The following is a 13,720-nucleotide window of genomic DNA, read 5'->3' on the forward strand; positions in this document are numbered from 1 at the left end:
TGGAGTGAAATAGCTGTCAAGGAGGGAATCGTGGAACCACGGTCCGGGTGTCCGATCAACGCCGCCGTCGAGGTGCTCGGTGATCGCTGGTCGATGCTCGTGCTGCGCGACGTCATCTTCGGCGACCGCCGCTACTTCCGGGCGCTGCTCACCGGGTCGGTCGAGGGCATCGCCTCGAACATCCTCGCCGACCGGCTCGTACGGCTCGTCGAGGCGGGACTCCTCACCCGCGGCACCGCCGCACGGGGGCAGCGCGCCCGCTACAGCCTCACCGAAGCGGGCATCCAGACCCTTCCGATCATCTACGCCCTCGGCAACTGGGGCCTCGACTGGCGCCCGGGCAGCGACGAGCTCCGGAGGCGGCAGGAGCTCATGCGCGAGGAGGGCCCGGCGTTCATCGAGGAGCTCATGGACGAGCTCCGCGTCCGCCACCTCGGCGCCCCGCCGAAGCCGCACGACGGCCCGGGCCCGTTCGAGCGCCTCGCCGCCGCTTACGACGGCAGCTGAACGAGCTGGGTGTGTACGAGCTGCGCCAGATGGTCGATGCCCTGGGCGCCGATGACCTCCAGGGCCGGGATGGCGCAGCCGAATCGGCGCCGGATCGTGGCCGCCACCTCGGTGGCCATGAGGGAGTCGAGGCCGAGCTGGGCCAGCGGGCGGTCGAGCTGGAGCCGGTCGGACGTGGTGTGCAGGATGCCGGCGACCAGCTCGGCGATGGCCGCGGACACGAGCCCTCGCCTCTCCTGCGGGCTCTCCAGGGCGATGAGGTCGTGGAGGGGGGCGTTCGACCCGTCCTGGTCGCGGGAGAGCGCGGGCAGCACCTCGGCCAGTCGCGGAACGCGTACGGCCGGCAACCGGTCGGCGATCGCCTCCGGCGTCACGCGGGCGGCCGTCGTCACCTCCACACCCCGCGCCAGTGCGGCGTCGAGGGCGTCGAACGCCTCGTCCGGGGTGAGCGGTGGCAGCAGCTGCGACAGGAAGCCCATCAGCTCCGGGTGCCGGGCGAGGTAGCCGGTCCCGCCGACGGCGCCCAGCCCCAGGGCGAGCGCCGGGAGCCCGTCCCGGCGGCGGGATCGGGCCAAGGCCTCCAGACAGGCGTTGGCGGCCACGTAGTTGCTCTGCGAGGCGTTGCCGATGACGGTGGCCAGCGAGGACAGCAGGACGAAGAAGCCCAGCTCGTGCTCACGGGTGAGCTGGTCGAGCACGTACGCGCCGGTCAGCTTGGCGCTCAGCGCCGTGCGGAAGCGTTCCGGTGACAGGTCGCTCAGCGGGGCGTCGTCCAGGACCATCGCCGCGTGGATGACGCCGCGCAGCGGACGGCCCGTACGATCGATGCTGTCGAGCACGGCACGCAGCGCGGCGGGATCGGTCACGTCCGCGGCGTACGGGGTGGCCGTCGCGCCTTTCTCCTGGATGGCGCGCACGGTGGCCGCCGCTTCCGGCGCGTCCCGGCCGGCGCGGCTGACCAGGGCGAGGTGACGCGCGCCGCGCTCGGCCAGGCGTACGGCGGCCGCCGCGCCGAGCCCGCCGAGTCCTCCGGTGACGAGGTAGGTCCCCTCGGGATCGAGCGTCACGGGCCGCCGCCGCTGCTCGACGGGGAACGGCTGGTCGAAGGAGATCACCACCTTGCCGATGTGGCGGGAGTGCTGCAGGAGCCGGAACGCCTCGCTCACCCGTGCGGCCGGGTAGACCCGGTTGGCGATCGGGCGGTAGTCGCCCCGGTGCACGAGACGGGTCACCCTGGTCACCTGGTCGGCCCACAGCTCCGGTTCGAGGAGGGGGCCAAGGTCCAGGTTGAGCGCGTACAGGCTCAGACTGTCACGGAACGGGTGCAGCGACACCGACCGGTCACCGTACAGGTCGAGCTTGCCCAGCTCGACGAAACGCCCGCCTCTGCGCAGCAGCTCCAGCCCGCGCGGGATGGCCTCACCGGCCAGCGAGTTGAGCACGACGTCGACGCCGCCCCCGGTCAGGGCACGGACGTGGTCGGCGAACCCGGGGTTGCGCGAGTCCACCACGTGCGTGACGCCGAGCAGGCGCAGCAGGTCGCGCTTCTCGGGACTGCCCGCCGTGGCGACGACCTGCGCGCCGACGTGGGCGGCGTGCTGGAGGGCGGCCAGCCCCACCCCGCCGGCGGCGCCGTGGATCAGCAGCGTCTCCCCCGGCCGGAGGCGGGCCAGATGGTCGAGCGCGTAGTGCACGCTCAGGCAGGCGATGGACAGGGTGGCGGCGTCGGTGAAGCTCATGCCGGCCGGCATGAGCCCGGCCAGTCCCTCGCGGGCCACGACGTGCGAGGCGAGGGACCCGCCGGTGGCGACGAACACGCCGTCGCCGATCCGGAACTTCGTGACGCCCGGGCCCGTCGCGGTCACCACCCCGGCGCATTCGATGCCGAGGTGCGGGCCCAGGTAGGTGTCCTGCACCGCCTCCTCCGGCAGCAGGCCGCGGGCCCAGAGCACGTCGCGGTAGTTCAGGGCCGCGGCCCGCACCGCCACGACGATCTCGTGCGGGCCCGGCTCGGCCGGTGGACCGGTCTGCTCCCAGGCGAGCCGGTAGCCGGGCCCCTGGTCGTCCAGCCGCAGCCGGAACGGGTCCCCCGTGGTGACGTCATGGGGACGGGTGGCGGGGCGGGCCGTACGGACCCGCGGCACGAACCGGCCGCCCGCGGTCAGCACGATCTCGTCCTCGGCGGACGGTTCGAGCAGTTCCAGGACGAGGCGGTGCGCGTCCTTACGGGGCAGTGCGCTCCGTTCCAGGGAGATGCGCCTGATCTCCAGGTCGGGTTGTTCGTTGGCGAGCGATCGTGTCAGGCCCCATACGGCGGCGGCGGGTGGCGTACTGGGCTTTTCTGGGGCCGGGTGCAGGCCGGTGGGTGGCGTGATGACCCAGAGGCGAGCGGTGAGCTTCGACGGCAGGCGGCCGCGAGCGGCGGCCAGGGCCCGCAGGACCTGCGCGCGCCGTACGGTGAGCTCGGCGACCGCCCCTGGGTCGCCTGCGGGTTCGTCGCCCAGCAGCAGCACGAGGTCGGTGGCGCTGTCGCCGTCGCCGACAGCCGTCGGCCAGTCGGACACGCCGGCCACGGTCGCGTCCAGCACGGCGGCGCGCAGCGCCGACGCGATCTCGCGGGCGAGCTCGTCGTCGGCGCCCTGCTCGGGCACCAGGATCCATGCCGTGCCGGTGGCTGCCTCGGCCAGGACCGGCTCCGTGGACGGCTCGGACAGGGCCGGTGCCTCGGCGCGGCCGAGCAGGACGGACGCCTCGGCGCGGCCGGTCCCGGAGCCGAGCCGGGCCACTTCGCCGAAACCGCACTCCCCCAGCACCGTCGCCCACCGCGCGGCCGGGAGCAACGGACTCGCCGCTCTGAGGTCGAAGTCGGCGACGGACCACCAGCGTTCGAGCAGCCCGAACACGGCGACCAGCCGGTCGCTGTCATGCTGCTCCACCACGAGCAGCCGGCCGCCGGGCACCAGCAGGTCGCGGACTCGGCGCACGGCGGCGCGCACGTCCGGCACCGCGTGCAGCGCGCCGTCCGCCACGACCACGTCGTAGAACTCGCCGCCGAACCCCTGCTCGGCGGGCTCTCGCGCCAGGTCGAGCAGGCGGTACTGGACGAAGTCGTCGTAGGGCGCGAGACGTGCCGCGGCCCGGCGGAGGAATGCCTCGGAGGGGTCGGTGAACACGTACTCGGTCAGGCGGCGGGGCAGGACGGGCAGGAGCGCCGCCGTCATCCCCGCTGTCCCGCCCCCGACCTCCAGAACGCGCAGCGGACGGTCCCTGGGCCAGGTCCGCACGATGTCCACAAGCGCGGCCTGGGCGAGCCGCGCGTCGTACCGCCGGCCCGGCGACGCGTCGAGCAGGTGCTCCACGGTGTGCCCGCCGCCCTCCGGGAAGATCAGCTCTGCCGGGTCGAGGCGGCCGGTCAGCACCTGATTGAGGTGATGGCCGCAGCGTCCGCGCAGGATCAGCTCCGCCGAGTGGCCGGGGTAGGCGCGCAGGAGCTCTTGGAAGAGCGCCTCGGGTGTCGGCTCGGTGGCCGGCCGCCAGCGGGCGTCGCCGGCGTGCGCGTCCCCAAGCTCGTGATCGCGGATGAGCAGGCCGCGCGCCTCGGCGATCGAGGCGAGCGCCGCCACGAGCCGCGCGTGCCGCGGCAGCACCCCCGCGCCGAGCAGAGCGGGCACGTCGAAGGCGGCGGCGCCGGGCAGCAGGCGGGCGAAGGCCCGCGCGACGAAGTGCGCGGTGAGGTCGGCGAAGTGCGCCCCGCACTCCCCGTCGTCGCCGCCGTCGCCGAGCCGCGCGGCGTCGCTGCCCTCCGGGCGGCAGGACGCGGGCCACGGAAGGGGCGGTGCGCCGGAGCGGGACGCCGGCCGCAACTCCGTCAGGTACTCGACCACCGGCGTCCTGGCCGTCGTCGGCAGCCGCCGCACCCGGCAGCCCTCGATGAGCACGGCCACCTCGCCGGTGTCGTCGCTGATCGTGACGTCGAACTCGGCCTCGTGCTCGGAGACGTAGGTGAGCTCGGTGTGGGCGAACCCCCACGGCGGCGGATTGCGCCAGCACCGCACCGCACGGACCGACACCGGCAGATACCCGTGACCACTGCCGATGAGCAGCGGGATCACCGTGTGCAACGCCCCGTCGAGCAGCGTGGGATGGGCTTCGTAGCCGCTCTGCGGCACGTTGAGCACGTAGGACGCGAGCGCTTCTCGCGGACTCGTCCACAGCTCACGCAGCACCTTGAAGCTCGGGCCGTAGGTGAAGCCCACGGCGGTCAGCTCGGCGTAGCAGGTGTCGTGGTCGCGATGCCGCGTGGCCCTGGCCCTCGCGCCCTTGAGGTCCACCCGCGCCGGGACCTCGCCGTGCAGCCGCCGCACCCTGCCGCGCGCGTGCATCCGCCACTCGCCCTCCTGCCCGGACCGGCTCGCGATCCGGAACAGGCCGTCCTCGTCGGACAGCGTGACCTGCGTCTGCCTGACGGGGTCGGCGGCCGACAGCGTCATCGCGGAAGGGAACCGCAGGGCCAGCACCTCGACGGGGCCGCCCAGCGCCCGGCGGCCGGCCGCCAGGGCCATCTCGATGTACGCCGCCCCCGGCATGATCACCGTGCCGTCGATCTCGTGGTCGGGCAGCCACGGGAGCCGTTCGGGTTCGAGCCGCCCCTGCCAGGCCGGTTCCATGAGCGGCGCCCGCTCGCCGAGCAGCGGATGGTCGAGGGGGCGCGCCCAGACCTGCGGGCCGCCGTGCCACTGGCGCTCACGCTGCCAGGGGTAGGCGGGCAACTCGGCCACGCGGCCGGGACAAGGGAAGATCCGCGCCCAGTCCAGCCGCGCGTCACCGGCGGCCAGCGCGGCCACCGCGCCCTCCACCGCGGCGGGCCCGTCGCCGTCCCGCCGCAGGGTGGCCACGGCCGTGACGCCCATCCTGGTCAGGTACGTGCCCAGGACCGGATGCGGCCCGATCTCGACGAACAGCTCGCAACCACGCTCCTTCAGCTGCTCGACGGCCTGGGCGAACAGCACGGGACGGCGTACGTTGTGCCACCAGTAATCGGCGTCGAGCGTCTCCTTCAGCTCCCGCCCCGTCACCGTGGACACGAACGGGATGCCGGCGGCCCCGGCGCGCAGCCCGTCGAGCCCCACACGGACGGCCTTCTCGGCCCCGTCCATCGCCGCGCTGTGAAAGGCGTGGTCGAGGTCCAGCGGCCGGAAGAAGACGCCCCGGGAGGCGAGTTCGTCACCCAGGGCGGCCAGCGCCTCGGGATCCCCGGCGACGGTCACGTCGCGGCCGCTGTTGACCGCGGCCAGCTCCAGCCGTCCCGCGTAGCGGGCCAGCAGGTCCGCGGCCTCGTCCGGTGTGAGGCCGGCCGCCGCCATCCGGCCGAGACCGGCGGTGGGCGCCTGGGCGCGGCTGCGTACGGCGACCACGCGCGCGGCCTGCCCCAGGTCCAGGATCCCCGCCGCGTACGCCGCCGCGATCTCCCCGACACTGTGGCCGGCGACCGCGTGCGGATGCACGCCCCAGTCCCGCAACATCTCCACCAGGCCGACCTGGACGGCGAACAACGCCGGCTGGGCCACCTCGGTGAGCGCGAGCCGCGACCGCTGGGCGGGCGCGGCCAGCTCCTCGGCCACCGACCAGCCGAGCCACGGCGACAGGGCGGCGTCGGCGGCGTGCACCGCGGCCCGGAAGACGGGCTCGCTCCGCAGCAGGTCGGCGCCCATGCCGGCCCACTGCGAGCCGTTGCCGGAGAAGACGAACGCCACCCGTCCCCCGGCCGAGGCGCCGCCGATCGCGCCCCCCGCCACGTCGCCGGCGGCGAGTCGCGTGAGCCGCTCGGCGGCCTCGGCGGCCGAGCCCGCGAGGACCGCGGCCCTGACCTCCCGATGGCCCCGCCGCCGGCACGAGGTGTAACTGAGGTCGTAGAACTCCTCGCCGGAGGCCGTCGACAGCCGGGCCGCGAGCCGGCGCGCCGACTCGGCCAGCGCGGCCTCGTTCCGCGCCGACACCATCACGGGCAGCCGGCGGCGCGGCCGCGCGGAAGGCCCCGGCGGGACCGCGGGCGGGGCGGCGAGCACGGCGTGCGCGTTGGCGCCGCCGAAGCCGAAGGAGTTCACCCCGGCGACCCTGCGCCCGCCCGGCTCCTCCACCGGCCGCGACTCGGTGACGGGAACCAGCCGTAACCCGGCGAAGTCAATGCGCGGGTTGGGCGGGTCGCCGTGCAGCGAGGCCGGAATCCGCCCGTGGCGGAGCACGAGTACGGCCTTCAGGAGGCCGGCGACGCCCGCGGCCGCCTCCAGATGGCCGACGTTGGTCTTGATCGAGCCGATCGGCAGCGCCCGGCTGCGATGGCGTCCCAAGGCCCTGCCGATCGCCTCGCACTCGACCGGGTCGCCCGCCGGGGTGCCGGTGCCGTGCGCCTCGAAGTAGACCAGCTCGTCGGCCGCGACCCCGGCCTCACGGTAGACCTCGCGCAGCAGCCGCTCCTGGGCGTACGGGCTGGGCAGGCTCAGCCCCGGAGTACGCCCGTCGGCGTTGGCGCCGGTGCCCAGCACCACCGCGTGCACCCGGTCGCCGTCGGCCTGGGCGTCGGCCAGGGACTTCAGCACCAGGAAACCGCCGCCCTCGGAGCGTACGTAGCCGTCGGCCTCCGCCGAGAAGGCGTGGCAGCGGCCCCGGGGCGAGAGCATCGACGCCTTGGCGAAACCGACGAACGGGTAGGGGCTGATGAGGATGTTGACGCCGCCGGCGAGCGCGATCCGCCGCCCTCCGCCGCCGACGTACTGGACGGCCTGGTGGAGGGCCATGAGCGCGGAGGAGCACGCGGTGTCGATGGTCATGCTGGGGCCGTGCAGGTCCAGGGCGTGCGAGACGCGGTTGGCGATGTTGCCCGCCGAGGTGCCGGCGTTGGTGTAGGCGTTGATGCCGGCCGGGTCGCTCACCTGCATGATCTCGTAGTCGTGGGTGGAGGCTCCCACGTACACGCCGGTGGCGGAGCCGGCCAGGACGGCCGGGTCCAGTCCGGCGTCGTCGAACGCCTCCACCGCCAGCTCCAGCATCAGCCGCTGCTGCGGGTCCATGGCGGCGGCCTCACGAGGGGAGATCCCGAAATAGGCGGTGTCGAAACCCGCGACGTCGGCCAGGAACCCGCCCGCGACCGTGTACGTCTTGCCGGGGCTGGCCGGGTCGGCGGCGACGAACCGTCCGGGCTCGAAACGGTCCGGCGGCACCTGCGTGACGAGGTCGCGGCCCGCCGAGAGCGCCGCCCACAGGCCGTCCAGGTCGCTGATGCCGCCGGGCAGCCGGCAGCCGATCCCGACGATGGCGACAGGGGTCATGGAGAGCCTCCGATCTCGTCGCGAACGAGCGCCGCGAGTCCGTGCTGAAGGGTGGTCCGGGCCTGGAAGCCGAGCTCGGCCGCGGCCCGGCCGGGCGGGCACGTCCAGGAGGGGCAGCGCATCTCCCTGGCCTTGTCCCTGTTGAGTATCGGTACGGTCCCGCGGACCCTGCCGACGACCTCGGCACCGGCCGCCGCCAGGTGGACCAGCGGGCCGGGCACCGGAATGACGAGCGGCGGGCGGCGGCCCAGCGCCCGGGTGAGTGCCAGGCAGATGTCCTCGGCGCTGTACTCGACGCCGTCGCACACGGTGTAGACGCCGGCCGCGGGATCGTCCTGCCGTACGGTCCTGCCCCGTTCGGCCGCGGCCAGCAGCGCCGTGCACAGGTCGCTGACGTGGATGAGGCAGAACCGCTTGGGCCCGAGGCCGCCCTTGAGCATCACTCCGAGCCGCGCCATGGGCAGCAGCGACGGCAGGAACTCGGTGTCGCCGGGGCCGTACACGATGGGCGGACGGACGATCACCACCGGCAGCCGCCCGGCCACGCGACGGGCGGCCGTCTCGGCCGCCCGCTTGCTCATGCCGTAGTACGACACGGGCGGATGGGCGGTGGGGCTCGCGGCAAGCGAGGAGCACAGGACCAGGCGGGGCGGGTCGGGGCGGGCGGTCAGCGCCGACACCAGCCGCCGGGTCCCCTCCGCGTTGACGCGGAAGTAGTCCGCCGGGGTGCGGGCTTTGACCAGGGCGGCCAGATGGATCACCCGGTCGGCGGCGGCGACGGCGGCGGGCAGCCCGGCACCGGTCTCCAGGTCGCCCTCGACGCAGTCGGCGCCCAGCCGGTCGAGCTCGTGCCGCCACCGCGGCGAGGACGAGACGCGTACGAGGGCCGTGACCGCGTGGCCGTCGGCCCGCAGCCGCCGCACCAGACTCCTGCCGATGAAGCCGGTCGCCCCCGTGACCAGGAAACGCCTCACCGCGGCGGCTCGCAGCCCCGCCGGTAGATGCGGTACGTCTTGGAGCGGCGGGCGCCGATGTAGCGGGCCACGCCGTTGGCCGCGGCGTTGTCCTCCAGGATCCAGGAGAACTCGACGCGGCGGATGCCGAGCTCGCGGGCGGCCCGCATGGCGCGGGCCCCGAGTTCGAGCACCACCCTGTCGTCCCGGTTCTCCGCCCGGACGCCGAGCAGGATGAGCCTGGCCGCGTCCAGGTGGCGCAGGGCGCGGGCGAACCGCAGCAGGCCGAGGGGCGTGAGCCGTCCTCGCGCGGCCCTGAACGCCGGGCCGGCGTCGGGGATGCCGATCAGCGCGCCCACCGTCTCGCCGTCGCGCTCCGCGACGAGCGTCAGCTCGGGCCGCAGGATCGGCTTCAACGTCCGGACCAGGTGACGGAACTCCTTCTCCGTGGCGGGCACGAAGCCCCAGTTGCCCGCCCACACCTGGTTGAAGATCGCCCAGATCTGCGAGGCGGCGGTGTCGAGGTCGGCCAGCCGGAGCGGCCGGATCGTGTACGGGGAGCCTTCGGCCAGGGCGTCGGCCAGGGGCAGGAACTCGTCAGGCACCTGGTCCCAGGTGAGCTCCCACGCCCACAGGTCCTTGGCCTTGACGCAGCCGCACGCCTCCAGCAGCCGGGGGTAATAGGCGGGGTTGTACGGCATCAGCACCGCGGGATCCCGGTCGAAAGAGTCCACGAGCAGGCCGCATTCGTGGTTCGTCGACAGGCTCACCGGGCCGAGCATGCTGCGCAGGCCACGTTCGGCCAGCCAGCCGGCCGCGGCCTCGAACAGCGCGTGTGCGACCTCGGGGTCGTCGACGCACTCGAACATGCCGAAGAACCCCTCGTCCGCGCCGTGCAGCTCGTTGTGGCGGGGATTGCGGACGGCCGCGATGCGGCCGGCCACGCGTCCGCCGCGCCTGGCCAGGAAGAGCCCGGCCTCGGCGTAGTCGAAGAACGGGTTGCGCCGGGGATCGAGGAACGCGCGGCGCTCCCTGTCGAGAGGCGGGATCCACGGGTCCCCCGGCCGGTGGATCAGGTGCGGGAACCGGATGAAGGCGGTCAGGTCGGAGCGTCGCCGCACCGGTTCGACGGACACCGCCGTCACCGTCGCCGTCACCGTCCTGTGCCCTGCGTCCCGATGACCCCCACGGCCGTGCCGGCTTCGGCGAAGGCCCCGATGATCCGGTCCAGTTGCGCCTCGGTGTGAGCCGCGGTCGCGCTGATGCGGATCAGCTCCCGGCCGTGCTGCACCGCGGGGTGGATCACCGCGCCGGTGAAGACCCCCGCGTCGAACAGCGCACGCCACAGCCGCAGGCACGTCATGAAGTCGCCGACGTGCACCGGCACCACGGGCGTGGGCGCTGACCCGACCTCGTAGCCGAGACCCCGGAGGCCGTCGCGCAGCCGGGCCGCGTTGTCCATCACCCGCCGGCGGCGTTCCGGCTCGGCCTCGACGAGCTCGAGCGCTTTGAGCGCCGCCGCGACCGAGGCCGGCGTCATGGACGCGGAGAAAACGGCCGGAGAGGCCCAGTGGCGGATGTAGTCGATGACGTCCGCCTCGCCGGCCAGCGCCCCGCCGAGCGAGGCCAGGCTCTTGGAGAAGGTGGTCATGATCAGATCGACGCTGCTCTCCAGCCCTAAGAGCTCGGGTACGCCGCGGCCGTCCGCGCCGAGCACGCCCAGATCGTGCGCGCAGTCGAGCATCAGGCGGGCGCCGTGCTGCCCGGCCAGTTCGGCGATCCTGGGCAGGTCGCACATGTCGCCGGCCATCGAGAAGACCCCTTCGGTGACGATGAGCACGCCGCTGCCGGAGGGGGTGTCGGCCAGGAGCCACTCCAGATGCTTGGTGTCGTTGTGCCGGAACACGCGCTCGACGGCTCCGCCCAGCCGCACGGCGTCGCGCAGGGAGGCGTGGTTGTCCTGGTCGGTCAGGACGACGTCGTCCTGACCGAGGAGCGCCGACACCGCGAGGTTGGTCTGGTATCCGGTGGACAGGGCGATCGCGGCCTCGCGACGGAGGAAGGCCGCCAGGCGTTCCTCCAGCTCCAGGTGCAGCGCGTACGTGCCGTTCGCCAGGCGGGATCCCGAGCAGGAGGTGCCGTGTTCGGCGATCGCCTTGCGCGCCGCCTCCCGTACGCGCGGATCGGCGGAGAGCCCCAGGTAGTCGTTGGACGCCGCCATGATGACCGGCCGCCCGTGAATGCGCGCCTCACCGGGCGAGAGCAACGTCTCGACGGGAGGCGCGAATGGGTAGAGCCCGGCGGATTTGAAAATTCGGTGGGTTTCCCAGCTGCGACATTTGTCGAAGACGTCCGCCATGACTCGCACTATGACGGTCACCGGCTCCGCTGAACATGTCGTGCCAGTGAGACAAGACTTTCCCGGTGCCCTGCGGCCGGCTTGCCCCATCACCACGCCACATTTCCGAAATATCCGCATATAGCACGTCGGGCGGCCACGCAGGTGTGACCGTCGCGGAAGTCATCGCCTCCGGCCCGGCCTGACTATCTTTATCCGCGTCGACGCCAATTCCCTTTACGGAGGCGCATGGGCACGCTCGCGATTGTCCATGACGCGGCCGTCGCCTTCGTCATCCTCGCGGCGTCACGCGCGGTGAAATTCGCCGGGCAGGCCACGGCGCGGCCCGCACTCGGCGACGGGCTGTGGGCCGCGGCACTGGCGGCGGGAGCGGCGCTCGCGGAGCTGGCGGGCGGACCCGCCGGCCGCGCTCTGGCGGACATCGCGGTGCTGGCCGTACTGGCCACCGTGTGGATCGGGGCCGCGGTCTGGCGGGTGTTCACCGTCGAGGTCGGCCGGCTCGCCTTCGACGGCATGGCCCAGTCGCGGTCCTTCCGCGAGCCCGCCGAAGTGGACTGGGTACGCGACTGGACGATCGCCTTCTACCGCGACAATCCCGGCTTCGCCCTGCTGCCGCTGCCCGCGATCGGCTGGCTCGCGGTGCCGTTCCTGCCGCTCCACGTGCACGGCGCGGCCCGGGTCGCCGTCGTGGCCGTACTCGTGGCCTGGCTGGCCACGACGTCCGCACGTACCCGCGCGGGCTGCTGGCTCGGCTGCGCGCTGGCCGCCGCACTCGCACCCGCCGCCCCCACTTCCCCTCCCCCGTGGTGGTGCCTGGCCGTCGTGCTCGTCCTGCTGCCGGCCGGCCGCCTGCTCCGCCGGCGCGGCCTGCTGCGCGGCTCGATCGCCGGCGACTGCCTGCTCCCGCGCCCCTGGCCCGCCCCGCCCCGCGTCGGCCCTCCTGCCTGTACCGCGGCGGACGGCTGGCAGGCGCGACCGCCCCGCCGATCACCGTACGCCGGAGCCCTGCGCGGCCACGACGTGCTGCTGATCACCCTGGAGTCGGTCGGCCGCGACCACCTGGCCCGATTCACGCCGGACGGCGCCCGCACCCCCTTCCTGGACACCCTGTACGCCCACGCCGTGGTCTCGCCCCGCCACGTCGCGCCCTCGCCGCTGACCACGAACGCGCACGTGCTCCTCGCCCACGGCCGCTACCGCGCCGACGGGGAGTCGCAGGTCCACCGGCTGAACGCGGCCGGCTACCGCACCGCGTACCTCACCTCCGCCCGCACCAGCTACTACGGGCTGAGCGACATCCTCGCCGAGGCCGGCTACCAGACCCTCATCGACCGCTCCCGGCTGGGCGGCCACATCACCGACCGGGAACTTCCCGCGGCAGGCGCCGACGCCCTTCTCGCCGGCCTGCCCGCCGGCCGGGCGCCGCTCTTCCTGCACGTGCACACTACCGACACCCACGTGCCCTACCGGGTCCGCGACCCGCGCTTCCGCCGCAGGGGCGACGGCCGGCGCGACCGGTTCCTCGACGCGGTGGAGGAGGCCGACGACAACCTTCGCCGCCTGTACGAGGCACTGATGGAACGAGGCGTGCTGCGCGACCCACTGATCGTCGTCACCGCCGACCACGGCGAATCCTTCGGCCGTCTCGGCTACCACTTCCACGCCACGGCCGTGACCGCGGAGCAGACCCTCGTCCCCCTGGCGGTCGCCCACCCCGCACTCCCGGCCGCGCAGGTCTCCTGGTCGTCCCACCTTGACGTACTGCCGACCATCCTCGACCTCACCGGCGTCCCCGCCGCGCCGTCCCACGGCGAGTCCCTCTTCCACCCCGATCGCACGCAGCGCCTGGCACTCTGGGTCGGCCACCCCATGAGGCGCAGCACCTCCTGCTACGGCCTGATCGACGGCGAGCGCAAACTGATGGTCGACCTGGTCACCGAGCGCTGCTTCGAATCGGACTGGGAGGACCGCTCCCCGCGCTCCCTGCACGGCCCCGAACGACGCCACGCGGCCCAGTCGGCGACCACGGCGCTGCGCCGGCTGGGCCTTGACTAGATGCGGGGCTTGTCGATCCCGGTCAGCCTGGCCAGGGCCGCGAAGCCGTCGTCGGTGCCCGGCCAGTGCCGGCGCACCGCCTGCACCCCAGCGCGGCGGACCACGGACCGCAGCACCGCGATGACGATGACGGCGTCGTCGGCATAACCGAGCACCGGGATGAAGTCGGGCACCAGATCGATCGGAAAGGCCAGATAAGCCAGCAACAGCGCCAGCCGCACCCGCACCCCGCGCGGCAGATCAGGGTCGGCGGCCAGCCGGCGCACCAGCCGCAGCACGTCGGGCAGCAGCCGCAGCGCCTCCCGCAGCAACCCGCCACGGGGACGCACGATCGCCAGCACGCCGATCAGCGCCAGCCAGGCGACCAGCAGCCCGGCCGCGACCCCGATCAGCAGATCCCATCCCCATGATCCGGTCATGCCCGCTCGCTTTCCTCCGCTGCGAGGACGGATCGCCCCAAGGGAGCTTGAAATGCCTTCTTGAGCTGAACAGACGTTAGCGAACCCAGACCTGGTGATCAT

General features: G+C 73.7%; 7 protein-coding genes. 2 read left to right on the plus strand and 5 right to left on the minus strand.

Annotated elements, in window-relative coordinates; all coding sequences use genetic code 11:
* The first annotated feature begins 30 nt into the window (after positions 1-30).
* On the plus strand, positions 31-507 hold the full coding sequence (locus SMD20_RS45945) for a helix-turn-helix domain-containing protein (protein ID WP_329593871.1): 477 nt from the start codon (positions 31-33) through the stop codon (positions 505-507).
* Here SMD20_RS45945 and SMD20_RS45950 read toward each other — a convergent pair.
* From SMD20_RS45950 to SMD20_RS45965, 4 genes are read right to left on the minus strand one after another with little or no spacing between them, the layout of a single operon-like run.
* Positions 492-7,832 carry an SDR family NAD(P)-dependent oxidoreductase gene (locus SMD20_RS45950; RefSeq protein ID WP_329593873.1) on the minus strand — a complete coding sequence of 2,447 codons (7,341 nt, stop codon included), beginning with the start codon at positions 7,830-7,832 and terminating at the stop codon, positions 492-494. The genes SMD20_RS45945 and SMD20_RS45950 overlap by 16 nt on opposite strands.
* A complete protein-coding gene (locus SMD20_RS45955) occupies positions 7,829-8,806 on the minus strand; it encodes an NAD-dependent epimerase/dehydratase family protein (protein ID WP_329593875.1) in 978 nt (325 codons plus the stop codon). Before SMD20_RS45955 ends, SMD20_RS45950 begins: the two co-directional genes overlap by 4 nt.
* Positions 8,803-9,921, minus strand: a complete 1,119-nt coding sequence (locus SMD20_RS45960) for a GNAT family N-acetyltransferase (RefSeq protein ID WP_329593877.1) — start codon at positions 9,919-9,921, stop codon at positions 8,803-8,805. The genes SMD20_RS45955 and SMD20_RS45960 overlap by 4 nt, the downstream gene beginning before the upstream one ends.
* A gap of 17 nt (positions 9,922-9,938) precedes the next feature.
* Complete coding sequence (locus tag SMD20_RS45965; RefSeq protein ID WP_329593879.1) at positions 9,939-11,051, minus strand: aminotransferase class I/II-fold pyridoxal phosphate-dependent enzyme; 1,113 nt, start codon at positions 11,049-11,051, stop codon at positions 9,939-9,941.
* 321 nt (positions 11,052-11,372) lie between these two features.
* Between SMD20_RS45965 and SMD20_RS45970 the strand changes: the two genes are divergently transcribed.
* A complete protein-coding gene (locus tag SMD20_RS45970) occupies positions 11,373-13,199 on the plus strand; it encodes a sulfatase-like hydrolase/transferase (protein WP_329593881.1) in 1,827 nt (608 codons plus the stop codon).
* Here SMD20_RS45970 and SMD20_RS45975 read toward each other — a convergent pair.
* The gene (locus tag SMD20_RS45975; RefSeq protein WP_329593883.1) at positions 13,196-13,618 is read right to left on the minus strand and encodes a YkvA family protein; all 423 of its coding nucleotides are present in this window, start codon (positions 13,616-13,618) and stop codon (positions 13,196-13,198) included. The two genes, SMD20_RS45970 and SMD20_RS45975, sit on opposite strands and share 4 nt — an antisense overlap.
* Between the last annotated feature and the right edge of the window lie 102 nt (positions 13,619-13,720).

Origin of the sequence: Nonomuraea sp. LP-02, assembly GCF_036289125.1 — a bacterium.
Lineage (GTDB): Bacteria > Actinomycetota > Actinomycetes > Streptosporangiales > Streptosporangiaceae > Nonomuraea > Nonomuraea bangladeshensis.

What these genes read in the sequence shown, in the direction of transcription:
- SMD20_RS45950 (WP_329593873.1), bottom strand. Translation starts at nt 7,832, where the DNA reads ATGACCCCTGTCGCCATCGTCGGGATCGGCTGCCGGCTGCCCGGCGGC.
- SMD20_RS45970 (WP_329593881.1), top strand. Translation starts at nt 11,373, where the DNA reads ATGGGCACGCTCGCGATTGTCCATGACGCGGCCGTCGCCTTCGTCATC.
- SMD20_RS45975 (WP_329593883.1), bottom strand. Translation starts at nt 13,618, where the DNA reads ATGACCGGATCATGGGGATGGGATCTGCTGATCGGGGTCGCGGCCGGG.